This is a genomic window from Paenibacillus sp. CECT 9249 (assembly GCF_918697855.1).
GTDB lineage: Bacteria > Bacillota > Bacilli > Paenibacillales > Paenibacillaceae > MSJ-34.
Map to the genome: position 1 here is coordinate 1 of NZ_CAKKLI010000049.1, position 25,087 is coordinate 25,087.

The following is a 25,087-nucleotide window of genomic DNA, read 5'->3' on the forward strand; positions in this document are numbered from 1 at the left end:
GCCGGAAAGTCCAGTCCCAGATGAAATTTTCAAAGAACGAGCCTGGAAATTTCGAGGCCGTTTTCCATCCCCCTCAGGGGATGGAAACTAACCTATAAGAGCTTTCAAAAGATACTATACGAGGAGTGTGAGGTATGGAATATTTGTTACTAAACCCGGTCGCCTTCTCCATCGGATCGCTTTCGGTGCATTGGTACGGCCTTATATTGGGGACTGCGGCGTTAGTCGGCTTATTGCTGGCGATTTGGGAAGGCAAGCGATTCGGCATCCCGCAGGATTTTTTTATGGACCTGCTTTTGCTTGGCGTGCCGTCGGCTATCATTGCCGCGCGGATTTATTACGTCGCGTTCAAATGGGATTATTATCAATATCATTTGGGCGAAATTGTGGCCATTTGGGAAGGCGGTATCGCCATATACGGCGCCTTGATCGGTGCGGTCATATGCGCGTTCTTCTACGTACGGCATAAGGGCTACAATTTTTGGCGGATCGTCGACGTCTGCGCGCCTTCCTTATTGGCGGGACAAATGATCGGCCGTTGGGGCAATTTCGTCAACCAGGAGGCTTACGGGGGACCGGTATCGGAATCGTTCTTGCGCGAAACGTTGCACTTGCCCGATTTTATCGTCAATCAAATGAATGTAAACGGCATTTTTCATCATCCTACCTTTTTATATGAATCGATATGGAATTTGGTCGGGATCTTATTGCTGTTTGTGCTGCGGCGTCGAACTTTCGTACGCGCGGGCGAAATTTTTATGTCTTATCTTATCTGGTATTCTTTCGGCCGTTTCTTTATCGAGATGCTGCGCACAGACAGTTTGGCGTTCCGCGGTCCGGAGTGGCTCGCGGAGTTCGTCGACGGATTATGGTCGCCAATGAGGCTGTTGGGCTTCGAACCGGGCCACTTGGATCCGTTGTACGGCAACGTCCGGATATCTCAATTGCTCGCTATTCTTTTAATCTTGGGGGCGATCTTGGTCATCGTCGTGCGCCGCGTGAAAGGCTATGCTTCCGTTTCTTATAGTGCGCCGATCGTTTCGACGAAGCCTTCCAAAACCAATGCCGTTGCGGCAGACAAGCAAGAGGCGCCATCGGCATCTGAGACGCCGGCGACGGACGAGCGGGAAGATAACGGCAATAACGCGCCGCAGGAGTAAACCGGAACATTGAGTGAGTGGAAAGTACGTACACCGCATATAAGCGACAAAGGAGAACATTGCAACATGATCAAAACGATGTTATTTGACCTGGACGGAACGATCGTCGATACGAACGAACTGATCATTCAAACCTTTCTGCATGTATTGAAGGGCCATGTTCCGCCGGATTTTTCGCGCGAACAGATCATTCCCCATATGGGAACGCCGCTTGACTATCAAATGCGGTTGTTTACCGGACGGGACGATGTCGACGAATTCACTGCCGCTTACCGTTCGTATAATCGGGACAAGCATGACGAGCTCGTGAAGGAATTTCCGCATGTTAAAGAGGTCATCGAACGTTTGCATCGCCATGGCGTGCGAATGGGCGTCGTGACGACGAAAATTCGCGAAACGACGGAGCGGGCGCTGAAGATGTTCGGACTCGCTCCATACATGGATACGCTCGTTACCATCGATGATGTCAAACATCCGAAGCCGCATCCGGAACCGGTTCTTATCGCTATGGAACAATTAGGTGCCGATCCGGCGACGACAATGATGGTGGGCGACAGCCCGGCGGATATCCAATCGGGGAACGCGGCCGGCGCCGTATCGGTCGCCGTCGCATGGTCGCTGAAGGGGGAAGACGCGTTGCGTCAGTTCGAACCGAAGCATATCATTTACGATATGCGGGACTTGTATCCGTTTGCCGGATTGGAGCGGGATTCAGTTGAGAAAACTTGAGCGGTACCCGGTTCAGGGGCGGAATGCTCTCCGGCAAATTTACCGCACGGTCAGTCCATGGAAAGGCGTTAAAAATTTCATCTTCATACAAATCGCCCGATACTGCCCCTCGCTAGGGTTGAAAAATTGGATTTACCGGCGGATCCTCGGCATGAACGTCAGCAAAGACGCGGCATTCGGGCTGATGGTCATGGTGGACGTGTTCTTTCCCGAGCGCATTACCGTCGGGGATAACTCGGTCATCGGCTATAACACGACCATTTTGGCGCATGAATATTTGATTTCCGAATATCGGCTGGGCGACGTGCGAATTGGCGCCAACGTCATGATCGGCGCCAACTCCACCGTGCTGCCGGGCGTGACGATCGGCGACAATGCCGTCGTGGCGGCCGGTTCCATCGTACATAAGGATGTTGCGCCGGGGGCGTTTGTCGGCGGCAATCCGCTCCGGGACATGAAAAAAACGTAAGACGCGTTTGAAGCGGTTTACGTTTTTTTCATGTATGCGGGAAATGGCCGTTCCGTTAAGACGGCATCGCGATTTCGATCTGGAAATCGACCGCGGAAGTGCCGACTCGCTCGGCTGTTCCGCCCAACGCTTTCGCCACGAACTGCAGCGGTATCATCGTACGGCCGTTCACGATCGCAGGCGAATGAGCCATGACAACGTCGGCGCCGTCCACTTGCGCGTTACTACGGCCGACGATGACTTCCGCCCTCCGTTCTCCCCGCTTAATGACCGCCTTCTTCGCCGCGGCGTCCCATTCGAACGAAGCTCCCAGCAGAGCGACCGCTTCCTTCAACGGTACGATCGCTTCCCCGTCCGCTTTCGCCTGGATGAGCGAGAACGATTTCGTCTCTCCGTCAATTTGCACGGTTAAATTGTAAATCTCGTTCTGATCGTCGACGACAACCGTATGAACTTGATGCTCCAATAAGCTGATGAAACGATCGATATTTTGCGGCGTTACTCTATATTTCTCGTCATCCCGCGCAATGCTGTCGATGATCGTTTCATTGATCGCCTGCGAGTGGTGGGATAAGTCTTTATACGCATTCAGATTGTACGTAATGTCGCTGTCCGCCTGGAAATCGTACAGCTTCACGTTCGGGAACGCATGGAACCTTTCGAACATATATTTTTTCATTTCCAACTGATTCTCGTAGCGCTGCTCGTTAATTTGGCTCCATAGCTGATGGCGCAAAATCGTATAAGGCGGATAGTAGACGATAAATTCAATTTCCGGATGCTGCTCGATCAAAGATATAATATTGGTTTCAAACGTGTTCTTGATAAAGTCCAGCGGCTCTTCGTTCGTTTGAAAAGAAAACTCGGTATTGCGCGCGTTCCGCCAGTTTTCCAAAACCTGGTCCTGTCCGTATTTGGCGTAGCGATCCCAATTGTTCAGCATGTCGAGGTCGTTTGCCGCTTCCTTGGACAACAGTTGCTTGGCGACGCTGGTCGCCGCGGTCTCGGCCGTGGAAATGTTGAACAAGTAATGAATGTCGTTCCAGGGATTATCGTCGTACAAATAGTAAGGAAACGACTCTTGATCCTGTTTGTTCGGCGCTTTCAGCGAAAAATAGTCGAGCCCCCACAAGACGCGTTTCACCTTGCCCGTAGCGATCGCTCGCTTGGCGATTAAATAATGCTCGTTCGCCGTAGAACCTTCCATCGACAATTTCATCGTTTTCCCGCCCAATACGCGATCGACATGGGAAGGGACGAAGTTTTGCGTCATCGATGTGCCGATGATGATCGTGTCGTAATCGTAGTTTTTGGCCAAGCCCGGATTTTGGTACCGTTCTTCGGTGGAGAAGACCGGCGTATAGAACGTCGCTTTCCGGTAAAATTGCAGCGGATCGAAAATGTATGTTACGGCGCATATCAGGATGGTCAAACTTACGGCGATGACCGCAAATTGACCCAGAGTTCGCCGGTACGCTTTTTTTGAATATTTGCTTCCTCCGGTCCGGGACATACGGTTCCCCCCCCCTAAAAGTTGAAGTATAGAAATTCGCTGATTTTGTTAAAATAGAGCAACGATAAGATGAAAGCAACCGCCATAAAGGCCGCCGTCCGCCAACCGGGGCGAAATGCCGCCATGCGTTCGCCCGAATTTTTGGCAAATAGGGCGATCAGCATAAACGCGATCACCAGCAGGGCGCATTGCGGATAGAAGTCCATTCTTGTCAGTGCGAACCCTTGCAGGCCGATCATGCCTTTCAAAATCCGAATCGCGTCGCTCCAATCGCCGGCCCGGAAGAAAACCCATGCCACATTGACAAATTGAAACGTAATGAACCATGCCAGCCACTTAGGCAAGGGCTTGCCGACTTTTTGCCATAAGCGATGGACGATCAGCGCGGCGCCGTGCAAAAATCCCCAGAACAAGAAGGTCCATCCGGCACCGTGCCACAGGCCGCCAATAATGAAAGTCAGCATGAGATTGGTTAGCGTCCGGGGCAGCCCTTTGCGGTTGCCGCCGAGCGGAATATAAATATAATTGAGCAGAAACCGGCTGAGCGTCATATGCCAGCGCCGCCAGAAGTCCTGAATGCTCAGCGCTTTGTACGGCGAGTTGAAATTGTCGGGCAGCCTGATGTTGAAGAACAGCGCCGCGCCGATCGCCATGTCCGTATATCCGCTGAAATCGAAATAAAGCTGCAGCGTATAAGAAAGCGAGGTCAGCCAGCTCTCGACGAAATATTGCGCCTGATCGAAGCCATAGTTCGCATAGATGGCGAATGTATCCGCAATGACGACTTTTTTGAACAGGCCGATGCTGAACACGAACAGCCCGCGCGTCACATTGGAAAGTTGAAATATTTTGTTCCTTAGACGATCGAATTGAGGCATCATTTCCGAATGATGCAAGATCGGCCCGGCAATCAGATGCGGATAGAACGTAACGAACAATACATAATTAATGAAGTTGTATTCCCGCGACTTGGCCTTATAAGCGTCTACCAAATAGGCGATTTGCGTAAACGTGAAGAAGCTGATCCCAAGCGGAAGCACCAGCTTCAGCAGCTGCAGCGAAGCGCCTGTGAGACCGTTAATATTGGCGATAAGAAAATCCGCATATTTATAATATCCGAGAAGAAGAAGATTGCAGACGATGCCAATAATAAGAACCGCTTTGCGGTTCAGCCGCGACGAAAGAGAAGGCATGGCGCTTGCCGCCGCCGTTTCGGATTTGGCCGCATCCGCTGCGGGCATATTGTCGTCGGCCGGAAGATTGGGCGCGCTCACGGCGGTTTTGACCTGCAGCAGGCGGCCGATACAGAAATTAAACGTAATAGATGCTAGAATAAGAGGCAGATAAGCAATATTCCACCAGCTGTAAAAGAACAACGATGCGGCGGCCAACCATACTTTGGCGGCAACCGTATACCGGAAACGGTTCAACAGGAAATAAACGACGGTCGTTACCGGTAAAAAAGCGAATATAAAGACATAGGAATTAAATAGCAAAAAGATGTACCCCCTTGAATCATGTCGGCCATATCCTCTAATCTTATAACTATACTAGAAAATAATGGGGCGCACAATGAGTGATTCCGTGGGACAACCCTAATTCCGGTGCCGCTTTCTTATAAACAAACGTTCGCGGAGCGGTATACCGGCATGTTTCGTAATATTGGCGATTGACGCTAAAGCGTATTACATGGTAATATAACGATTAATCTTTAATTTGGCAGTATGGTAACTTGTTAGCACTTTAATATATTAAAGGATACAATAGAGGTGGCACATATGTCTAAACCGAAGGTGTTTGAGAAACCGGCTGGCGTCAAAGATTATTTGCCTCACGCGGTAGCAAAGCTGCGGAACATCGAACGCAGCGTGCTGGAATGTATGGAGCGTTGGGGATACCGGCAAATTATTACGCCGACGCTGGAGTTTTACGATACGGTCGGCGTGGCGAGCTCCACTTCGGATCGCAAGCTGTACAAATTGCTGAATAACCGCGGCACTACGTTGGTGCTTCGCTCGGATTTGACGGCGCCGATTGCGAGAGTGGTTTCTTCCTTATTGAAAACAGAGTCTTTTCCGATTCGGCTGTCTTACCATGCCAATGTATTCCGCTCGATCGAAGAAGAGGCGGGGCGGGAAGCGGAATTTTTCCAAACCGGCGTCGAACTGGTCGGCGATCCGTCGGCGGATGCGGATGCGGAAGTCGTCGCGCTGGCAATTGCGTCGCTACAGGCTGCGGGAGTCGAGCAGTTTAAAATCGCGATCGGCCATGTCGGCTTTTTGAACGGATTATTCGAAGAAATTGTGCCCGGGCGTGCCGAGGAACAGGCGATGCTGAAGGAATGCTTGCTGGCGCGCGATTATGTCGGTTACCGCCAAGCGATCCGCGGATTGGATTTGCCGGCGGAGCAGCAGGAGGAACTGGAAGGCATATTGCGTTTGCGCGGGGGGCAGGAAGTATGCGATCAAGCGTTGACGGTAAGCGGCCATCCGCTGGCTAAGCGGTCCATCGCCCATTTATGCGAATTATGGGAAGTGCTTGAAGCGTACGGCGTGCAAGACCGGGTGATGATCGATTTGACGATGATCGGCGATTTCTCGTATTATACGGGCATGACGTTTGAGGGATACGCGGAAGAATTGGGCTTTCCGGTATGCAGCGGGGGGCGGTACGACAACTTGCTGCAGCAGTTCGGCCGACCGGCGCCCGCCACGGGCTTCGCGCTGAAGACGACGCGCATATTGGAAATCGTCGGCGGAGCGGGCGAGGCGGAGCGGACGGCTCCGGTCGTGATTGAGTACGACGCCGGGAATCGGATGCAGGCGCTCCGCGAGGCGGAACGCTTGCGCGCGGAAGGGCGGGCTGTCGTGACGCAGCGGACGGATCTTCCCGCGATCGGAAGCGAAGCGGATACGGACCAAAGGCGATAGGAGGAATCGGAGCAGATGCAAGAAACGTTAAAAGTAGCTATGCCGAAGGGGCGTATTTATAAGCAAGCCGCCGTGTTGTTTGCCGAAGCCGGCTTGCCGATTCCGGCCGATTTCGACGATTCGCGCAAACTGATCGTATCGTTGCCGGAAGCGAATATGGAATTTATTATGGCCAAACCGGTCGATGTGCCGACTTATGTCGAATACGGCGTGGCGGATATCGGCATCGTCGGCAAGGACGTATTAATGGAAGAGAATAAAGATGTGTACGAGTTGCTGGACCTCGGGATTGCCCGCTGCCGGATGTCGGTCATCGGCCTGCCCGATTGGGAGCCGGTCATCCATCCGCGCGTGGCGACGAAATACCCGAATGTCGCTTCGCAATATTTTCGCGAGCAGGGGCAGCAGGTGGAAGTGATCAAGCTGAACGGCTCGATCGAGTTGGCGCCTCTCATCGGCTTGGCGGATCGCATCGTCGACATGGTCGAAACCGGCCAGACGCTGCGCGAGAACGGATTGGTCGAGCAAGAGACGATCTTCGAAATTACAAGCCGCCTGATCGCCAATCGCGTAAGTTACCGCATGAAAAACGGGGCGATTCAATCGTTATGCGATCAATTGCATAAAGTGATTCCCGTCGGATCGTAGCGGGCGGGAAGCTGACAGGGAATATCGTTCCGTTGCGAAGGAAGGTATCGTTTTTGTTGGGTGACGGATGTGCAATGGCTTACGTATTTCGGGAGCGAATGTACGAAGTCATTTGCATAAAAAGATGCGCTTTGGCTTGGTGTGGATAAGACTGTGCTAAGGAAAGTATCTTTTTGCTCGCTGCTAAATCTCGCACCGGCTCGATACGGAACGAATGTACCTTAATAAGGAATTGAAATTCGCTAATAAGCAATGGCGTTGCATTGAGGAATTGCTATCCGGACCGTACGACTGTTATTTTGCGTCAAACTTGCTTTTTCGCTGTTTAGGCGGACAGTGGTTCCGTTATCTGTTCGTCGGAGGGCTTATTTGTACGCTTTTGCCGCGAATAAAGGATCGTATGTCCGCAAACGGTCCGAAATCGGACCGTTTGTCACAATTAGCGTCTCCTGTGTCCGCGAACTTGGGGAGCAGGGCGGCAGAAGAAATGTGAAGGAATAGCACCGTAATCCACATATCTGTCTCAATATTTGCTGAAAAAAGTTAATGCAACGCCAGTGGCTAATAAGGCATTTTCGTTCCAAAATGACGCTTGGCCTCGATATTTGCAGAAATTTTGACTCTCTAAGGGTACTAATTAGGTATAGTTGGTCCTTAAGTATATGGTTTATTATATTATCGCGATGTTGAAGGAGGAAATCTCATGCGGATTGTTGCGGCAGAGCAGTTTACGCTGCAGCGTGACGTCGAATACGGAACGCCGGAGCAGAACGAGACCGCGCGCCGAATCGTGCAAGACGTGAAGGCGGAAGGAGATGCGGCGCTGCTGCGGTATACCGAGCAGCTGGATCGCACGCGGCTGACGGCGGCGGAATTGCGCGTTTCGCAAGAGGAGATCCAGGCGGCGTACGGACGGGTAGAGGAGTCCTTTGTGGAAGCCATCCGCCGTGCGGCGCGGCAAATTCGCGTCTATCACGAAAAGCAAAAGCGCAGTTCGTGGATGGATGTTCAGCCGGACGGATCGCTGCTCGGGCAAATCATTCGCCCGTTGCGCCGCGTAGGGGTATACGTGCCTGGAGGGAAAGCGGCCTATCCTTCCTCGGTGCTGATGAACGTCATTCCCGCGCAGGTGGCGGGCGTGCCGGAAATCGTTATGGTTACGCCTCCGTCGACGGGCGGACAGGAAGGAATCAATCCTTATATTCTTGTGGCGGCCGCGGAAGCCGGGGTGAAGGAAATGTACCGCGTCGGAGGGGCGCAGGCGATCGCCGCGCTTGCTTACGGTACGGCCACGATCGCGCCGGTCGACAAAATTTGCGGACCCGGCAACATCTATGTCGCGCTTGCAAAACGCGAAGTGTTCGGAGCGGTCGACATCGACAGCATCGCCGGGCCGAGCGAAATCGTCGTGCTCGCCGACGATACGGCGGATGCCGCGTACGTGGCGGCGGATCTGCTGTCCCAAGCGGAACATGACGAGATGGCGTCCGCCATTCTCGTGACGACCTCCGGCTCGTTCGCCGAAGCCGTCGCAGCCGAAGTGAAACGCCAGGTTGCCGGTTTGCCGCGACGGGACATTGCGCAGCGCTCGCTCGACAATCACGGCGCGATTATTGTCGTCGATTCCGTTGAAGCGGGAATCGACGTCGTCAACCGGCTGGCGCCGGAGCATCTTGAATTGATGGTCGACGAACCGATGCGTTACGTCGGGCTGATCGAGAATGCGGGCGCGATCTTCGTCGGCGCGTACAGTTCCGAGCCGGTCGGCGATTACTACGCGGGACCGAACCATATTATTCCGACCAACGGTACGGCGCGCTTCTCATCGCCGGTTGACGTGGACGATTTTATTAAAAAATCGAGTTTGATTTATTATAGCAAAGAGGCACTTATGGAGAGCGCCGGAACGATTATGGAACTGGCGCGGCACGAAGGGCTGGAAGCACACGCAAGAGCAATACAAATTCGCCTGGAGAAGGAAGGGAACCCACATGTCGGAAAACAATAAGGATGCCATTGCGCAGGCGCAAAATGGGGACGTTCGCCGCGCGAGCGTCGCGCGGAAAACGAACGAAACGGACATCGAGCTGTCGTTTGCCGTCGACGGCACGGGCGTAGTCGAGATCGAGACGGACGTGCCGTTTATGAACCATATGCTGGATTTATTCGCCAAGCACGGCCAATTCGATTTGCAAGTCGCGGCGCGCGGCGATGTCGATATCGACGATCATCATACGGTAGAGGATATCGGAATTTGTCTCGGGCAGACCATTCAGAAGGCGCTCGGCGACAAAAAAGGGATCAAGCGGTACGCATCCGTTTTCGTACCGATGGACGAAGCGCTCGCGCAGGTCGTCATCGATATGAGCAATCGTCCGCATTTCGAATATCGGGCGCAATATCCGTCCGCGCAAGTAGGCAGCTTCTCGACCGAACTCGTGCACGAGTTTCTATGGAAGCTGGCGCTGGAAGCGCGGATGACGCTGCACGTCATCGTCCACTACGGCCATAACACGCATCATATGATCGAAGCGGTGTTCAAGGCGTTGGGCCGCGCGCTCGACGAAGCGACGAGCATCGATCCGCGCGTGCAGGGGGTTCCTTCGACGAAAGGAGTGCTGTAGCGTGGCGGTCGCAATTGTAGACTACGGCATGGGCAACTTGCACAGCGTGAGCAAAGCCGTAGAGCGCCTCGGATTCGAGGCGCTCGTCACCGGCGACCCGGCCGCCATCCTGGCGGCGGACGCCGTCGTGCTGCCCGGCGTCGGCGCCTTCGGCGACGCCATGGCCAACCTGCGCGCCACCGGGCTTGCGCCGGTGGTGCGGGAGGCCGCGGCAAATGGCAAGCCGTTGCTTGGCATTTGCCTAGGCATGCAGCTGCTCTTCGCGCGCAGCGAAGAGCATGGCGAGCACGCGGGGCTCGGCATTCTGCCGGGCCGCGTGGTGCGCTTTGCCGGCGGCACGTACAAGGTGCCGCATATGGGTTGGAACCGCCTGCGTTGGCATCAGGCGGACAACCCGCTGCTGGCGGGCTTGGAGGAGGGACATGTATACTTTGTCCACTCCTACCATGCTTTGCCCGAGCGCGAGGACGATCTGCTGGCCACGACCGAGTACAACGGCCAGGTCACGGCGATCGTCGGGCGCGGCAATGTGTACGGCATGCAGTTCCATCCCGAGAAGAGCGGGGAGCTCGGCATGCGCCTGCTCGGGAATTTCCTGGAACTGGCTCGGCAAGCAAGCCCAAGCGGCAACTACTAGGCCGGTCGGGAAGCGAGCCGGCGCATGCCGGCAAGGTCACGCCGGCCGGTTGCCAATAACTGCAAAAATACAGCTATTATGCCCGAGCTTCGCGGTATGGGAGGAGATCATTGCAAAAGGAGTCAATTTCATTACTCGCCACCGATGATGTAACTGATTTTTTGCGGATTTGTATGATTTTTCGTACAAAAGGCGGTCTTTTCAGGGCAATCATAGATTTTGTATGAAAAATCGTACAAGATTCCGTTTTTTGGGTACTACGGCTTTGTTTTTATACGAAATTTCGTACAACGCGCATCCATTATATAGAAGGGCATGGCCTCCCTCTATTTCGAGAGCGATCCGCGCGGACCTACGCTCCTTGTTGTCGCTAACGAAACTGGCAATCCTTATTGGGCTCGAAATGAAGACATTCCCAATTTAACGAAAGTACGTATCGTTATTCTTAGGAAATCGGCGGTTTTGTCGCCTTTTTCCCTTCAATAGCGTGTTTCAGTTTCGTTACAACGAGCAACAAGGTGATTTACAGGCGATTAGCGTATATACGTTTCGTTAGCGCACACGATGGGTCGTCGGCTCCAAGCGGTATTTTGAAATTGACTCAAAGTGCGGATATTTAGCCGGTACTTTCCTGAACAACGGTTATTGATCAAATAACTGCATTTTTCAGGCTGTTGAAAAGTGCTTTTGGACAAAAACTATGAATGGAAAATCGCGTCAGTACTGGGTTTAGTACCTCCCTCTTTGCGGAAAACGGGGTTTATCGACAGCCTGATTTTTGCAGGTAAATTGCCAAGAAAAGCACTAGCGTTGCATCGGGAAATTGGTATCCGGACCGCAGGGCCGTTATTTCGCGTCAAAACCGCTTATTCGCTGTTTAGGCGGACACTGGTTCCGTTATTCCTTCGTTGAAGGGCTTATTTTTACGCTTTTACCGCGAATAAAGGATCGTATGTCCGCAAACTGTCCCAAATTGGGCCTTTTGTCACAATTAGCGTCTCCTGTATCCGCGATCCTGCAATGTTGAAAAAAGTGAATGCAACGCCGGTGCGGGAAAAGTGCGGAATAAGCGGATTAACTGCATTTTCAGGCTATTGAAAAAGTGCTTTTGGACAAAAACTACGAATGGGGAATCGCGTCATTTCTGGGTTTTTGTTCCTCCCTCTTTGCGGAAAACGGGGTTTATCAACAGCCTGATTTTTGCATTTGCTCTAGGCAGAGGGAGAGGTAAGAAGGTGCAATGAGCGCCGTCACCGGACGGAAGCATACGCACTGAGCGACAGGTATATCGCGCCGAACGACGTACAAAGAAACCGGGGCGCGAAGGTGCGGTTTGCACGATCGCCGTGCAAGCGCGCCGCGATTGAGCGGGCAACTGCGCAAACGCGATGCAAGCCCGCACTCGTCGTCTCCGGCTCGGCGCCCTGCGCGCCGCAGCGATGCAATAAAAATCAAATGTTAGGGGAAACGTTTATGTCATCCTTTACAATTTATCCCGCGATCGATATTCGCGGGGGGAAATGCGTTCGATTGGTTCAAGGCGACTATAATCAAGAGACGGTATATAACGACAACCCCGTCGAGGCAGCGAAAGAATGGGAAGCGAAAGGCGGAGCGTGGATTCATCTCGTCGATCTCGACGGGGCGAAAGCGGGCCATCCGGTCAACGACGCCCTGATCGGCGACATCGCGCGCAGCGTCAACGTGCCGGTGCAGGTTGGGGGTGGCTTGCGTACCTTCGACGATGTCGACCGGCTCGTATCGCTCGGCGTATCCCGCGTCATTCTCGGCACGGCGGCGATTGAAGACCGCGCTTTTGTGGAGAAGGTGCTGGAGCGGTTCGGCGAACGCGTCGCCATCGGCATCGATGCGCGGAACGGCCTTGTCGCGACGCGCGGCTGGCTGACGACGTCGGAAGTGAAGGCGGAGGATTTGGCTGTGGAATTAGCGGCCAAAGGAGCGCAGACGTTTATTTTTACCGATATTTCCCGCGACGGCATGATGGGCGGCCCGAACGTGGAAGCGATTCTAAACTTGGCGCAAGTGTCGGGAAGAACGGTCATCGCGTCGGGCGGAGTTAGCCGCATGGAAGATTTGACGCGGCTTGCCGCGCATAGCGCGGAAGGCGTCGGCGGCGCGATCGTCGGCAAGGCTTTGTACACGGGCAGCATCGATTTGGCCCAAGCGATTCGGGAAATCGGCTAAGAAGAATAAGGCAGGGATAGAAGCGGTCGGTGCAGGAAGTTGCGGTCGGCGCATCCAGGGCAACGTGCGATCGTAACGGCCGGCACAGCTGTCGGGCCCGCAAGGGCCGGCCTGCCCGACAGCGGCGTTTGCCGATGCAGCGCCTCGGAATAACGCACGGAAGAGGAGAGTGTCAGGAATGTTGGCGAAACGGATTATTCCATGTTTGGACGTGAAAGACGGGCGTGTCGTCAAGGGCGTCAATTTTGTAAACTTGCGCGATGCCGGCGACCCGGTGGAACTGGCTGCGCTGTATAACCGCGAAGGGGCGGACGAACTAGTGTTTCTCGACATTTCCGCCTCCGTCGAAGGCCGCGCCACGATGATCGAAGTCGTGAAGAAGACGGCGGGCGAAATCGCGATCCCGTTCACGGTCGGCGGCGGCATTTCCCATGTGGACGACATGAAGCGGCTGCTGCGCGCCGGCGCGGATAAAATCGGCATCAACACCGCGGCGGTCAAAAATCCGCAGTTAATCTCGGACGGCGCGAGCAAATTCGGTTCCCAATGTATCGTCGTGGCGGTAGACGCCAAGTTCAACGAAGCGTGGGGCGAATGGGAAGTCTATACGCACGGCGGGCGTACGCCGAGCGGCATCAAAGCGCTGGATTGGGTGAAACAAGCGGAGAAGCTGGGCGCTGGCGAAATTTTGCTGACGAGCATGGATGCGGACGGCACGAAAGACGGTTTCGATATTGCGCTTACGAGGGCGGTATCGCAAACGGTCGGCATTCCGGTCATCGCATCCGGAGGAGCGGGCCGGAAAGAGCATTTTTACGACGTATTTACGGAAGGGCTCGCCGATGCGGGATTGGCGGCTACCATTTTCCATTATAAAGAAATGACGATTGAAGAAGTGAAACAGGATTTAAGAAGCAAAGGGGTGGAAGTAAGATGACAAGCGAGAATCAAGCCGCTCTGGAAGAGCAAATCCGCTGGAGCGAAGCGGGATTGGTGCCGGCTGTCGTGCAGGACGCGCTAAGCAAAGAAGTGCTGATGCTCGCCTATATGAACCGGGAATCGCTGCGGCGTTCGGTAGAGACGGGCGAAACATGGTTTTGGAGCCGCTCCCGCGAGCAATTATGGCATAAGGGCGAAACGTCGGGCCATACGCAGCGCATCGTGTCAATGCATTACGATTGCGACGGAGACACGCTGCTGGTACGGGTCGCGCAGCAAGGACCGGCTTGCCACACAGGCAAGTACAGTTGCTTCTTCAACCCGGTGGAGTTAAAAGGAGAGGCGGCTGCAAACGATTCTGCGGTTCAGAGCCAGACGGACCGTTTCGCCGTATTGTCCAAGCTGGAAGCGACGATCGCCGAAAGAGACGCCGAACGGCCGGAAGGGGCCTATACGACGTATTTATTCCAAAAAGGTTTGGATAAAATTTTGAAAAAGGTCGGCGAGGAATCGGCGGAGGTGATTATCGCGGCCAAAAATCGCGACAACGACGAACTGCGCTGCGAAGCCGGGGACCTGATCTATCATCTGATGGTATTGCTGAGAGAAAGAAAGCTTCCGCTCGACGATGTGCTGCAAGAACTGGAACGACGCCACTATCGAACGGATCAACCGAATAAAACCGAATAAAGAGAGGCCGAAACTTATGCGGATCGATTACCATACCCACCATGCCCGTTGCGGGCATGCCGTAGGAACGCTTGAAGAATACGTACTACGCGGAATTGAAATCGGGCTGCAGCAGATCGGCCTTTCCGATCATATGCCGCTCATTCATGTCGATCCGGCGCAATATTTGCCGGAAATGGCGATGCCGATGGACGAATTGCCGCGTTATGTGGAAGAATGCTTGCAGTTGAAAGAGAAGTATCAAGGCCAAATCGACGTCCGCGTCGGTCTGGAAGGCGATTATATCGAAGGATACGAAGAAGAAATTTCCCGGATTGTCGAAGCGTACCCTTGGGATTACGTCATTGGATCGGTACATTTCTTGGGGCATTGGGATGTGACGGATTTCCGGCAAACCGCGCAATGGGAAGGCAGGGATCCGTTCGAAGTGTACGCGCAATATTACGATGCCGTACAGAAGGCCGCCCGTACCGGATTGTACGATTATATCGGGCATATCGACGTGATCAAGCGATTCGGATACGGCCCGGACGCAAGCCGGGAAGCGGAAGTAAAGCTGCTCGAAAAGGCGGCGCTCGATGCCGTGAAAGAGAATGGGCTTGCGATCGAATTGAACGCATCAGGCCTCCGGATGCCGTGCGCCGAGATGTTCCCGAGCCGTCCGATGCTGGAATATTGCTTGCAGCAAGGCATTCCGCTGACGATCGGGTCAGACGCTCATCAACCGGAGCGTCTCTCGCAATATTTGGACGAGGCGCGCGCGCTGCTGTACGAGATCGGATTCAGGGAACTGGCCACATTCGAACGGCGGCAACGCCGGATGGTTTCTTTTGAAATATAAAGTCCTCCTAATGTATAATGAGGATAAAGTCATAATGTGCGGTCTTTCGACATATCGCACGCTTTCACATGCAATCATATAGTCTCTTATTATGTTTGGGAGGGTATCATGCCAAGCGACAAGTTACGACTGTTTTCCGGCTCGTCCAATCCGAAGTTGACGGCGAAAATATGCAACGTGCTCGGGATCAAACAGGGAAATGTTAAATTATCAAGATTTAAAAGCGGAGAAATTTACGTTCACTATGAAGAAACGATCCGCAATTGCGACGTATTCATCGTACAATCGTTCTCGCATCCGATCAATGAACATTTTGTCGAATTGCTGGTGATGGTCGATGCGGCCAAGCGGGCTTCGGCGCGCACGATCAATGTCATTATGCCGTATTACGGCTATGCTCGCCAGGAACGGAAGGCGGCGCCGCGCGAGCCGATTTCGGCGAAGATGGTGGCGGATGTGCTGACGACGGTCGGCGTGCACCGCGTATTGACCATCGATTTGCACGCGCCGGCGATTCAAGGATTTTTCAATATCCCTGTCGACCATCTGACGGCGCTCGATCTGATTAGCGAATATTTGAAGACGAAACGGATCGACAACCCCGTAATCGTATCTCCCGACGCGGGCAGGGCGTCAACCGCGGAGAAGCTGGCGAATCAACTGGATTCCCCTTTTGCGATTATGATCAAGAAACGTCCCGCGCACAATGAATCGGTTATTACGCACGTCATCGGGGACGTGGAAGGACGGACGCCGATTATTATCGAAGATTTGATCGATACGGGATCGACGATCGTCAATGTCGTCGAAGGATTGAAGGAGCGGGGGGCCAAAGACGTATACGTCTGCGCGACGCATCCCATCTTCTCCGGCTCGGCGATCGAACGCTTGGATCACCCAAACATTAAAGAGGTTGTCGTAACGGATTCGGTTACGCTGCCGGACAATAAGCCGGATCGTTTCAAGATTATTTCGGTCGCGCCGATGCTGGCGGAAGCGACGCGCATTATTACCAACGGCGGCTCGATCAGCACGCTGTTCCGGGATGCCGGCGTATAGGCGGCAAACCTTCTATTTTCTTGAAATAGGGTTTATATATACTCCCATTTCTATGCTATAATTGTGTTGATTTGAATTTTTACTTGAAACCGTAGGAGGTGCCTTGGCGATGAAAGAGAAGAAGCTGCGGGCTGATCGTCAGCGAAGCAAGATCATACCGATACATTTAGATGCGACATTTTTCTTTGAGCGAGCAGTCCGTTCGCTGGATCGATATCATTACGACAAGGCATTGAAATATTTTAGCAGGGCCGTCGAATATGAACCGGACAATCCCGTCAACCACTGCAATATGGCGGGCATTTTGTCCGAGATGGGCAATTACGAAGAATCGAACCGGATACTGCGGTTAGTTCTGGAGCAGATCGATCCGACCCTTACGGAGTGCTATTTCTACATGGCGAACAATTATGCCAATATGGAGCAGTTCGAGGATGCGGAAGAAGCGCTCATTCAATATTTGGAAGAGGACGAGAGCGGCCAATACTTAATCGAAGCCGAGGAGATGATGGATCTCCTCCACTTTGAGTTGAACCGTCCGCCGCGCCTATGCAACATTCGTGCGCGCGAAGGGCTGTACGAACACGATCAAGCCCGGATGATGCTGGAAGAGGGGCGTTTCTCCGAGGCGGTCAAATTGCTCGAGCGGTTGGTCAAGGATCAGCCCGATTTTATGGCCGCACGCAACAACCTGGGATTGGCTTATTACTACATGGGCTTATTCGATAAGTCGATGGACGTGATCAACGAAGTGCTGGAACTGGATCCGGGGAACTTGCACGCCTTATGCAATCTGGCGATTTTTTACCAGCATGAAGGCAAGAAGAGTGAATTGCAGTCCCTTGTGGAACAATTAAAAAAGACGTACCCGTTTCATCAAGAGCATGCTTTCAAGCTGGCGACGACGATGGGGATTTTGGGCGAGCATGAGAATGCGTACTACTTGTTCCGCCGCCTTCTGAAAGATACGGAAATCAATTACGATCCTTGCTTGTACCATTATACGGCGGTGGCGGCATGCAATATCGGCCGGTTCCAAGAGGCTTACCGCTTGTGGAGCCATGCCGAGAAGCTCGATCCCGGCTCGGAAATTCCGCGCTTTTACCTGGATCAGCTCCGGCAATTGAAATCGGCGAAAGGCAAGAAACAAACGAAAAAACGGAAATCGATGTTCAGCTATCATTATCATTTGCCGTTCGAGGAACAATTCCGGCTGTGGGAGAAATCAGGCGACGGATTGCCCGAGCATTTGAAACGCGATCCGCTGGTTCGCTCTTCGTTCTTCTGGGCGCTTAGGCACGGAGATCAGCAGACGAAGCTTCAGGTCATTCAAGCGCTCGGCATGATCGCCGACCATGAGGTGGAAGAGGCGCTGCGAGCGTTTCTGCTGGAGCCGGACGAAAGCGAATATTTGAAGCAAGTCGCGATCTTCGTGCTGCGCTCGATGGGAGTCGACGAACCTTTGCCGGCGGTATTGGACAACGTCGCGGCCACGGTGAACGGCATGATGGTTTCGACCCGCCTTCCAGATTGGGAAGACGGTTGGCAGGCGGTATTGGATAAAGCTTTGCAGACGATGGGCAAACGGTACGATATGCTGCAGCAGCATGATTTGCAGACGCTGTGGGTGGAATTTCTGACACGGGTTTATCCGAGCGTGCCCAAGATTCATAAAGCGGAGGGCTGGGCGGCGGCGCTCGAATATTTGACGGCCAAAATGCACCGGCGTTCCATCTCTTATCAGGAAGTGGCGGAGCGGTACGGAACTTCCGTCTCCACAGTTGGCAAATATGTGAAATGGATCGATGAAGTTTGCGGCATTAAGCGGAAAATGGAGACGATCTTTCCATCGTTTACGGAAAAATTCTAGTTTTTTTGTAACAACCTCTAAATATAGTCATTGACGCAAGGGAGGACATCATACTATGCACAAAACGATCGTAATCGGGACGGGACCGGCCGGCTTAACGGCGGCTATCTATTTGGCCCGCGCCAACTTGAAGCCTCTGGTGATCGAAGGACCGGAGCCGGGCGGACAGCTTACGACGACAACGGACGTGGAGAACTTCCCTGGCTTTCCGGAAGGAATTATGGGTCCCGAATTGATGGATAATATGCGGAAGCAAGCCGAACGTTTCGGCGCCGAATTCAAAACGGGCTGGGTCAATAGCGTCGATCTGTCGAAACGGCCGTTCAAGCTGACCGTTGAAGGGTTAGGGGAGCTCGAAGCGGAGACGCTTATAATTTCCACCGGCGCTTCGGCCAAATATCTCGGCATCCCCGGCGAGAAAACGAATGTCGGGCGCGGGGTGAGCACCTGCGCGACTTGCGACGGATTCTTTTTCCGCGGGAAAAAAATTATCGTCGTCGGCGGCGGAGACTCCGCGATGGAGGAAGCGAATTTCTTGACGCGTTTCGCGACCGAAGTGACGCTGGTACATCGGCGCGATGAGCTGCGGGCTTCGAAAATTATGCAGGAGCGCGCGCGTGCGAACGAGAAGATTACGTGGTCGCTCAATCGCACTCCGCTTGAGGTTGTTGCCGACGAGAATCGGGTAACCGGCCTGAAAGTGAAGAACAACGAAACCGGCGAAGAAGAATTGCTGGAAACGGACGGTTTGTTCGTCGCCATCGGCCATACGCCGAACACGAAGTTCCTGGATGGACAAATCGATACCGATCAGCACGGCTACATCATCGTCAAACCGGGAACGACGGAAACGAATGTGCCGGGCGTCTTCGCATGCGGCGACGTGCAGGACATGAAATACCGCCAGGCGATCACGGCTGCGGGTTCGGGCTGCATGGCCGCGCTGGACTGCGAGAAATTCCTCGAAGGCAGCGCCGTACACGATTGGAGCGGCAATTAATCGGACTGTCGTTGCATCGAGAAATCGCTATCCGGACCGTACGGCCGTTATTTTGCGTCAAAATCGCTTATTCGCTGTTTAGGCGGACATAGCTTCCGTTATCCGTTCGTCGGAGGGCTTATTTGTACGCTTTTGCCGCGTCACCCGAATAGGCTAATATAAATGGATCATTGCAGTTACCTAACGGGGGGCTCGACACCCCCATGGAAGCATGAGCAACGAAGGCCGTCAGGACCCATATCCTGACGGTTTTGCTTATGCCTGAAACGGACAATGGCACTGTGCCACCCGAAGCACCATGCCCCCGGCTCGTTCATGGAAAATGTTGGATGGCGGCCGAAGCCGACAGATCGGATTGACGTTGTTTAGCGGCGGCTGGGATCCTCCCTCGAGACGGTCACCGTCACGGAGCCCGGTTCTGTCACAGTCTGTTATCTTGACCAATCCGTTCGGCATAGCTTATAGTTGGTACTGAGTATCTATTACTTTAAGAAGGTGTGAAAGCATGTCTGAAAAAATCTACGTAGGCTTGGATCTGGGCGGAACAGCCATCAAGGTTGGCCTTTGCAACGAGCAGGGGCATTTGCTGCAGTCTTACGAAGGCCCGACCGGAACAGGGAGCGGAACCCCTGCGATCATCGACAATATCGTGAAATATATTCGGGAGCTTGTTGATCAATCCCCCTACTCGTGGGATCAAGTGGAAGGCATCGGCGCCGGGATGGCGGGCTTTATCGATATCGAGAACGGGATCGTCCTGCTCGCGCCGAACGTAGATTTTCGCGATGTGCCGATTCGGGATATATTAGTGGAAAGATTAGGGAAACCTGTGAAAATAAATAATGACGCGAATGTGGCGGCCTTGGGCGAAGCGTGGAGCGGCGCCGGCAAAGGGGTCGGCAATTGCGTCTGCTATACGCTTGGAACGGGCGTCGGCGGCGGAATCATTATTAACGGCAAAATCTACGAAGGATTCTCGGGCTTGGCGGGAGAACTGGGTCATATCGCCGTTGTGCCCGACTTGGAGGCGATCCAATGCGGCTGCGGCAAAATGGGATGCCTGGAGACGGTATCGTCCGCGACGGGAATTATCCGTATGGCGAAGGACGCCGTGAGCCGGGGAGACCGCACATCGCTGTCGCTTCTGGACAGCATTACGGCGAAGGACGTATTCGACGCGGCTAAAGCGGGAGACGAAGCAGCGGAACGTATTGTAAGCCGCGCGGCTTATTATCTCGGCAAGTCGATGGCTGCCGTTACGACGATTTTGAACCCGGAGCGGTACATTATCGGCGGCGGCGTCTCGAAAGCGGGAGACTTCCTATTCGATCAGATTCGGGAAGTGTTCCGCGAGCTGACGCCGGAAACGCTGCAAAAAGGAGTGGAAATCGTTCCGGCGACGCTGGGCAACGATGCCGGCATGATCGGAGCGGCAGGCTTGTTTATTCGATCCTAACAGGAGGAATTGCGGATGGAAACGACATCGATGGCGAAGCTGGTTATCATTACGGGAATGTCGGGAGCGGGAAAAACGATTGCGGTGCAAAGTTTGGAAGATCTCGGTTTTTTCTGCGTCGATAATTTGCCTCCGGTTCTTATTCCGAAGTTTGCGGAGCTGATCGAACAATCGAACGGGAAAATAGGCAAAGTCGCCTTGGTAATCGACCTGCGGGGCCGAGAGTTTTTTACCGCCCTATCCGAATCGTTGAATTATATTAAGGATCATTTTACGATCGATTACGAGATCGTATTTCTGGATGCGACCGATGCGGTGCTTGTCCAGCGTTATAAAGAAAGCAGGCGCCGCCATCCGCTTGCTCCCGACGGAATGCCGCTTACCGGCATTCAACTGGAGCGCAAGCTGTTGGAAGATTTGAAAGGCTGGGCGACCCAGGTGCTCGATACAAGCAATATCAAGCCCGCTCAATTGAAGGAGAGAATTGTCGCCCGGTTTACAAATTTGGACCAACAAACGCTATCCATTAACGTAACTTCGTTCGGCTTCAAATACGGAATTCCGATCGACGCGGATTTAATATTCGACGTTCGTTTTTTGCCGAACCCTCATTATGTTGAAGCGCTGCGTCCGCATACCGGGCAAGATACCGACGTGTACGACTATGTGATGAAGTGGCCGGAGACGCAGGCGTTTCTAACCAAGCTGGTGGATATGCTGCAATTCCTTATGCCCCAATATCGGAAAGAAGGAAAGAGCCAGGTTGTCATCGGAATCGGCTGCACCGGCGGCAAGCACCGTTCGGTGGCGATCGCCGAATATTTGGGCCGCATTATCGGGGCAAGCGAAACGGAAGCCGTTCGCGTCAGCCATCGCGATGCGGAGCGTGACCGGCATTAGCCGGGGCGAGTCGTCGCGCGACTGTCCGGTGTTACGGTCTGTCAATGAAGGGGTGAGGGGAATTGGATCTGGAGCATAACAAGAACGGACGCCCGCGCATCGTCGTCATGGGAGGCGGTACGGGGTTATCCGTCATGCTGCGCGGTCTGAAAGAGAAGCCGCTTGATATTACGGCCATCGTAACGGTTGCCGACGATGGGGGAAGTTCGGGCATTCTGCGCAGCGAGCTGCAGATGCCGCCGCCGGGCGATATTCGCAACGTGCTCAGCTCGCTGGCCGATGTCGAGCCGTTATTGTCCGATATGCTGCAATATCGTTTCAAGAATGGAACCGGTTTAGCCGGGCATAGTTTAGGCAACCTAATCTTAGCGGCGATGACGGACATTTCCGGCGATTTCGTCACAGGCATTCGCGAACTGAGCAGAGTGCTTGCCGTTCGGGGGCGGGTGCTGCCGGCGGCGAATCAGGCCGTTATTTTGAAGGCGGAGATGGAAGACGGTTCGATCGTCGTCGGCGAATCGACCATTCCGACTTCGGGCCAGCGCATTAAACGGGTATTCCTCGAACCGAAACAGGTGGAGCCGCTGCCGGAGGCCGTGGAGGCGATCCGCGAAGCCGATGCCATTCTGATCGGTCCCGGAAGCTTGTATACAAGCATCATCCCGAATTTGCTCGTACCGAAGCTGGCGGAAGCGGTCGTCGAATCCGACGCGTTGAAAATATTCGTGTGCAATGTCATGACGCAGCCGGGGGAAACCGACAATTATACGGTCGGCGATCATTTGGAAGCGATCTACCGGCATATCGACCGGCATCTGTTCGACTATGTTATCGTGAATAACGGCGAAATCCCTCCCCAAGTACAAGACAAGTATGCGGAAAAGGGAGCGAAAGCCGTCCATCTGGATCTGGAGGAAGTCGAGCGGAGGGGATACAAAGTGATTGCCGATCGTCTGGTGCTCTTTCGAACGTATTTGCGCCACGACGCGTCCCGGCTTAGCCACCATATTTACCAGCTGGTCGAAAATTGGATGATACGAAAGAGGTGAGTCCCTTGTCTTTTGCGGCGCAAACGAAAAAAGAATTAACCTTAATCGAGTCCGACGCTTGCTGCGAGAAGGCGGAATTGTCCGCGCTGCTGCGGATGAACGGCACCGTTCAGCTTACGAACCGTAAGGTTGTTTTGGATATATCCACCGAGAACGCCGCGATTGCAAGGAGAATCTATTCCTTGATTAAAAAAAATTTTCAGGTGCATACCGAATTGCTTGTGCGCAAAAAAATGCGTTTGAAAAAAAATAATGTATATATCGTGCGTATTCCAACGCATGTTCAGGAAATATTAAAAGAACTGCATATCGTTTCCGAAGGGTTTATGTTTACGTCCGGCATCGCTCCGGACATCGTCGCCAAAAACTGCTGCAAGCGCGCTTATTTGCGCGGCGCATTCCTGGCCGGCGGCTCGGTGAACAATCCCGAAGGCTCCTCGTATCATTTGGAAATCGCCTCCATGTATGAAGAACATTGCAAGGCGCTCGTCGACCTGGCCAATCATTTCGATTTGAACGCCCGCTGTATCGAACGCAAGAAAGGGTTTATTTTCTACATTAAGGAAGGCGAGAAAATTATCGAAATGCTGAATATTATCGGCGCGCATCAAGCGCTCTTCAAATTCGAGGATGTGCGGATTATGCGCGATATGCGGAATTCGGTCAACCGGATCGTCAACTGCGAAACGGCCAACTTGAACAAGACGATCGGCGCGGCGGTTCGCCAAATCGATAACATTAAGCTGCTGCAGAAGGAAATCGGCTTGGAAAATTTGCCGGAGAAACTGCGGGAAGTGGCGGAAATCCGGTTGGCGCATCCGGATATTAACTTGAAGGAAGTCGGGGAATTGCTGAAGGGTAAGGTGAGCAAATCCGGCGTAAATCACCGCTTGCGAAAGATCGACGAAATAGCGGAGAAAATTAGGAAAGGATGATCGCTTTTTTCCTAGTTTACTTCATGCTATAATGGTATAATGTTTATAAACGTGACACTGAACATATATCGCCAGATACCATATGTAATAGGGGGTAAATTTTTCCATGACAAAGCAACCGGTAATTGTGCGGTTAAAAACGGGTCTCCATGCAAGACCGGCAGCATTGTTCGTTCAAGAGGCGAACAAATACTCGTCTGAAATTTTCGTGGAGAAGGACGACAAAAAAGTGAACGCAAAAAGCATCATGGGAATTATGAGCTTGGCGATCAGCTCTGGTACAGAAGTCAATATCAGTGCGGAAGGCTCCGATGCCGAACAGGCTATAGCCGCTTTAGTTAGCTTGGTCAGCAAGGAAGAACTGGAGAACCAATAACTTTTTTAACCGAACATTTTCGATGCGAAGAAAAGCTCCTGCACATGTAGAGGAGCTTTTTGTCTTATGGGTGAAACCTTTGAAAGCGCTTATCCGTCTGGTATGCGAACAATGAAAATTCATTTGTATGGAGGGATATAACAATGAATCGATGGAAGAAACCGTTTGTGCTCATCATGTCGGTATGCGTACTGGCCGCGGGAATGGCGTTCGCCCCGTCCGGCGGCGCGTTCGGCACCATGCCCAAAGCTGCTGCGGCGAGTGCGGGAGAGACGAGCGACGTGATCCTGGTAACAGGGAAAGGCGAACTGACGATCGCGCCGGACGTTGCATACATAGCGCTAGCGATTCAGACGCGCGCGGCGACGGCGAAGGATGCGCAGCAGCAGAACGCCGATCTGTTCGCGAAGCTGAAGAAGGTGCTGACCGACAAATATAAAATAGACGGCAAAGATTTGAAAACGGTCGGATTCTCGGTGAACCCCGAATATACTTATAAAGATAACGAAAGCCCAAAGGTGAAAGGTTATGTGGCGGAGCATACGGTTGAAGTGACTTACCGCCAGTTGGATCAACTCGGCACGCTGGTTGACGATGCGGCGGCGGCCGGCGTGAACCGGGTCAACCAAGTCCGCTTCGATACGGAGAAAGCGGAAGAATACGAGGCGCAAGTATTGGAGAAGGCGATGCTGAACGCGAAGAAAAAAGCGGAAGCGATCGCAAAGGCGGCGAACCGCGAAGTGGGTGCGGTGATCGGCGTCTCCGAGGTCGGCAGCGAGTTCAGACCGGTCTATACGCGCGTGATGGATTTGGCAAGTGCGGCGGCGGAATCGAAGGCATCGACGTCGTTCGAATCGGGCGAAGTGAAGCTTCAAGCGACGTTAAACGTGCAGTACGCTATGAAATAAATGAAAATTCGAGAAAATAGTTGTATCATCGACAAAAAAACTGTATAGTGAAGATGCTAAAAAATGAATACGACCACCTTTAATGAAAGCCATACCAATGGATATGGCTTTTTTTACTTAAAATTGGCAGCGCTGAACCGGCCATGCGA

24 protein-coding genes are annotated in these 25,087 nt (G+C 53.2%); 22 read left to right on the forward strand and 2 right to left on the reverse strand.

The annotated features are described in order from the left end of the window. The first annotated feature begins 134 nt into the window (after positions 1–134). The 3 genes from lgt (at position 135) to LQ229_RS22720 (ending at position 2,358) form a co-directional block, all read left to right on the forward strand. Positions 135–1,160 carry a prolipoprotein diacylglyceryl transferase gene (gene lgt, locus LQ229_RS22710; protein WP_230192976.1) on the forward strand — a complete coding sequence of 342 codons (1,026 nt, stop codon included), beginning with the start codon at positions 135–137 and terminating at the stop codon, positions 1,158–1,160. A gap of 66 nt (positions 1,161–1,226) precedes the next feature. Beyond that, positions 1,227–1,889 (forward strand): pyrophosphatase PpaX, encoded by a 663-nt coding sequence (gene ppaX, locus LQ229_RS22715; protein ID WP_216541073.1) that lies wholly within the window; start codon positions 1,227–1,229, stop codon positions 1,887–1,889. Continuing rightward, positions 1,876–2,358, forward strand: coding sequence for an acyltransferase (locus LQ229_RS22720; protein WP_230192977.1), 483 nt, complete (start codon positions 1,876–1,878; stop codon positions 2,356–2,358). The genes ppaX and LQ229_RS22720 overlap by 14 nt, the downstream gene beginning before the upstream one ends. A gap of 55 nt (positions 2,359–2,413) precedes the next feature. On the opposite strand, the gene LQ229_RS22725 is transcribed toward LQ229_RS22720, so the two are convergent. Then, positions 2,414–3,871: a copper amine oxidase N-terminal domain-containing protein gene (locus tag LQ229_RS22725; RefSeq protein WP_230192978.1), complete on the reverse strand. Its 1,458-nt coding sequence runs from the start codon at positions 3,869–3,871 to the stop codon at positions 2,414–2,416. Between the two features lie 14 nt (positions 3,872–3,885). Then, positions 3,886–5,367 (reverse strand): MBOAT family O-acyltransferase, encoded by a 1,482-nt coding sequence (locus LQ229_RS22730; protein ID WP_230192979.1) that lies wholly within the window; start codon positions 5,365–5,367, stop codon positions 3,886–3,888. A 282-nt stretch (positions 5,368–5,649) separates the two neighbouring features. On the opposite strand from LQ229_RS22730, the gene LQ229_RS22735 reads away from it, so the two are divergent. The 19 genes from LQ229_RS22735 (at position 5,650) to LQ229_RS22820 (ending at position 24,938) form a co-directional block, all read left to right on the forward strand. Continuing rightward, positions 5,650–6,801 (forward strand): ATP phosphoribosyltransferase regulatory subunit, encoded by a 1,152-nt coding sequence (locus LQ229_RS22735; protein WP_230192980.1) that lies wholly within the window; start codon positions 5,650–5,652, stop codon positions 6,799–6,801. Between the two features lie 15 nt (positions 6,802–6,816). Then, positions 6,817–7,449 (forward strand): ATP phosphoribosyltransferase, encoded by a 633-nt coding sequence (gene hisG, locus LQ229_RS22740; RefSeq protein WP_216541066.1) that lies wholly within the window; start codon positions 6,817–6,819, stop codon positions 7,447–7,449. A gap of 369 nt (positions 7,450–7,818) precedes the next feature. After that, a complete protein-coding gene (locus tag LQ229_RS27185; protein ID WP_290370066.1) occupies positions 7,819–7,950 on the forward strand; it encodes a hypothetical protein in 132 nt (43 codons plus the stop codon). Positions 7,951–8,152: 202 nt separating this feature from the next. After that, on the forward strand, positions 8,153–9,457 hold the full coding sequence (hisD, locus tag LQ229_RS22745) for a histidinol dehydrogenase (protein ID WP_216541065.1): 1,305 nt from the start codon (positions 8,153–8,155) through the stop codon (positions 9,455–9,457). After that, positions 9,441–10,073 (forward strand): imidazoleglycerol-phosphate dehydratase HisB, encoded by a 633-nt coding sequence (hisB, locus tag LQ229_RS22750; protein WP_216541063.1) that lies wholly within the window; start codon positions 9,441–9,443, stop codon positions 10,071–10,073. The genes hisD and hisB overlap by 17 nt, the downstream gene beginning before the upstream one ends. A 1-nt stretch (position 10,074) precedes the next feature. After that, positions 10,075–10,710, forward strand: coding sequence for an imidazole glycerol phosphate synthase subunit HisH (hisH, locus tag LQ229_RS22755; RefSeq protein ID WP_216541062.1), 636 nt, complete (start codon positions 10,075–10,077; stop codon positions 10,708–10,710). Positions 10,711–12,183: 1,473 nt separating this feature from the next. Then, positions 12,184–12,915 (forward strand): 1-(5-phosphoribosyl)-5-[(5-phosphoribosylamino)methylideneamino]imidazole-4-carboxamide isomerase, encoded by a 732-nt coding sequence (hisA, locus tag LQ229_RS22760; protein ID WP_216541061.1) that lies wholly within the window; start codon positions 12,184–12,186, stop codon positions 12,913–12,915. A gap of 178 nt (positions 12,916–13,093) precedes the next feature. After that, the gene (gene hisF, locus LQ229_RS22765; protein WP_216541060.1) at positions 13,094–13,852 is read left to right on the forward strand and encodes an imidazole glycerol phosphate synthase subunit HisF; all 759 of its coding nucleotides are present in this window, start codon (positions 13,094–13,096) and stop codon (positions 13,850–13,852) included. After that, complete coding sequence (gene hisIE, locus LQ229_RS22770; protein ID WP_216541059.1) at positions 13,849–14,544, forward strand: bifunctional phosphoribosyl-AMP cyclohydrolase/phosphoribosyl-ATP diphosphatase HisIE; 696 nt, start codon at positions 13,849–13,851, stop codon at positions 14,542–14,544. Before hisF ends, hisIE begins: the two co-directional genes overlap by 4 nt. A 16-nt stretch (positions 14,545–14,560) precedes the next feature. Beyond that, positions 14,561–15,385 (forward strand): histidinol-phosphatase HisJ, encoded by an 825-nt coding sequence (gene hisJ, locus LQ229_RS22775; protein ID WP_216541058.1) that lies wholly within the window; start codon positions 14,561–14,563, stop codon positions 15,383–15,385. Between the two features lie 108 nt (positions 15,386–15,493). Beyond that, positions 15,494–16,444, forward strand: a complete 951-nt coding sequence (locus LQ229_RS22780) for a ribose-phosphate pyrophosphokinase (protein WP_216541057.1) — start codon at positions 15,494–15,496, stop codon at positions 16,442–16,444. A 109-nt stretch (positions 16,445–16,553) separates the two neighbouring features. Continuing rightward, entirely contained in the window at positions 16,554–18,314 is a 1,761-nt protein-coding gene (locus LQ229_RS22785) for a tetratricopeptide repeat protein (protein WP_216541056.1), read from the forward strand. Between the two features lie 55 nt (positions 18,315–18,369). Beyond that, positions 18,370–19,314 carry a thioredoxin-disulfide reductase gene (trxB, locus tag LQ229_RS22790; RefSeq protein ID WP_216541055.1) on the forward strand — a complete coding sequence of 315 codons (945 nt, stop codon included), beginning with the start codon at positions 18,370–18,372 and terminating at the stop codon, positions 19,312–19,314. Positions 19,315–19,819: 505 nt separating this feature from the next. Further along, positions 19,820–20,770 (forward strand): ROK family glucokinase, encoded by a 951-nt coding sequence (locus LQ229_RS22795; RefSeq protein ID WP_216541130.1) that lies wholly within the window; start codon positions 19,820–19,822, stop codon positions 20,768–20,770. A 15-nt stretch (positions 20,771–20,785) separates the two neighbouring features. Continuing rightward, positions 20,786–21,670, forward strand: a complete 885-nt coding sequence (rapZ, locus tag LQ229_RS22800) for an RNase adapter RapZ (RefSeq protein WP_230192981.1) — start codon at positions 20,786–20,788, stop codon at positions 21,668–21,670. A 107-nt stretch (positions 21,671–21,777) separates the two neighbouring features. Further along, entirely contained in the window at positions 21,778–22,719 is a 942-nt protein-coding gene (locus tag LQ229_RS22805; protein ID WP_216541148.1) for a YvcK family protein, read from the forward strand. A 5-nt stretch (positions 22,720–22,724) separates the two neighbouring features. Beyond that, the gene (gene whiA / locus LQ229_RS22810) at positions 22,725–23,654 is read left to right on the forward strand and encodes a DNA-binding protein WhiA (protein WP_216541132.1); all 930 of its coding nucleotides are present in this window, start codon (positions 22,725–22,727) and stop codon (positions 23,652–23,654) included. Between the two features lie 106 nt (positions 23,655–23,760). Beyond that, a complete protein-coding gene (locus LQ229_RS22815) occupies positions 23,761–24,030 on the forward strand; it encodes an HPr family phosphocarrier protein (protein WP_216541133.1) in 270 nt (89 codons plus the stop codon). Positions 24,031–24,173: 143 nt separating this feature from the next. Then, entirely contained in the window at positions 24,174–24,938 is a 765-nt protein-coding gene (locus tag LQ229_RS22820) for an SIMPL domain-containing protein (RefSeq protein WP_216541134.1), read from the forward strand. The last annotated feature ends 149 nt before the right edge of the window (positions 24,939–25,087 follow it).

Excerpts from the sequence above, each read along its gene's own strand:
- lgt (WP_230192976.1), top strand. The coding sequence starts at position 135 with ATGGAATATTTGTTACTAAACCCGGTCGCCTTCTCCATCGGATCGCTT.
- ppaX (WP_216541073.1), top strand. The coding sequence starts at position 1,227 with ATGATCAAAACGATGTTATTTGACCTGGACGGAACGATCGTCGATACG.
- LQ229_RS22725 (WP_230192978.1), bottom strand. The coding sequence starts at position 3,871 with ATGTCCCGGACCGGAGGAAGCAAATATTCAAAAAAAGCGTACCGGCGA.
- LQ229_RS22735 (WP_230192980.1), top strand. The coding sequence starts at position 5,650 with ATGTCTAAACCGAAGGTGTTTGAGAAACCGGCTGGCGTCAAAGATTAT.
- hisG (WP_216541066.1), top strand. The coding sequence starts at position 6,817 with ATGCAAGAAACGTTAAAAGTAGCTATGCCGAAGGGGCGTATTTATAAG.
- hisD (WP_216541065.1), top strand. The coding sequence starts at position 8,153 with ATGCGGATTGTTGCGGCAGAGCAGTTTACGCTGCAGCGTGACGTCGAA.
- hisB (WP_216541063.1), top strand. The coding sequence starts at position 9,441 with ATGTCGGAAAACAATAAGGATGCCATTGCGCAGGCGCAAAATGGGGAC.
- hisA (WP_216541061.1), top strand. The coding sequence starts at position 12,184 with ATGTCATCCTTTACAATTTATCCCGCGATCGATATTCGCGGGGGGAAA.
- hisF (WP_216541060.1), top strand. The coding sequence starts at position 13,094 with ATGTTGGCGAAACGGATTATTCCATGTTTGGACGTGAAAGACGGGCGT.
- hisIE (WP_216541059.1), top strand. The coding sequence starts at position 13,849 with ATGACAAGCGAGAATCAAGCCGCTCTGGAAGAGCAAATCCGCTGGAGC.
- hisJ (WP_216541058.1), top strand. The coding sequence starts at position 14,561 with ATGCGGATCGATTACCATACCCACCATGCCCGTTGCGGGCATGCCGTA.
- LQ229_RS22780 (WP_216541057.1), top strand. The coding sequence starts at position 15,494 with ATGCCAAGCGACAAGTTACGACTGTTTTCCGGCTCGTCCAATCCGAAG.
- LQ229_RS22785 (WP_216541056.1), top strand. The coding sequence starts at position 16,554 with ATGAAAGAGAAGAAGCTGCGGGCTGATCGTCAGCGAAGCAAGATCATA.
- trxB (WP_216541055.1), top strand. The coding sequence starts at position 18,370 with ATGCACAAAACGATCGTAATCGGGACGGGACCGGCCGGCTTAACGGCG.
- LQ229_RS22795 (WP_216541130.1), top strand. The coding sequence starts at position 19,820 with ATGTCTGAAAAAATCTACGTAGGCTTGGATCTGGGCGGAACAGCCATC.
- rapZ (WP_230192981.1), top strand. The coding sequence starts at position 20,786 with ATGGAAACGACATCGATGGCGAAGCTGGTTATCATTACGGGAATGTCG.
- LQ229_RS22805 (WP_216541148.1), top strand. The coding sequence starts at position 21,778 with ATGGGAGGCGGTACGGGGTTATCCGTCATGCTGCGCGGTCTGAAAGAG.
- LQ229_RS22815 (WP_216541133.1), top strand. The coding sequence starts at position 23,761 with ATGACAAAGCAACCGGTAATTGTGCGGTTAAAAACGGGTCTCCATGCA.
- LQ229_RS22820 (WP_216541134.1), top strand. The coding sequence starts at position 24,174 with ATGAATCGATGGAAGAAACCGTTTGTGCTCATCATGTCGGTATGCGTA.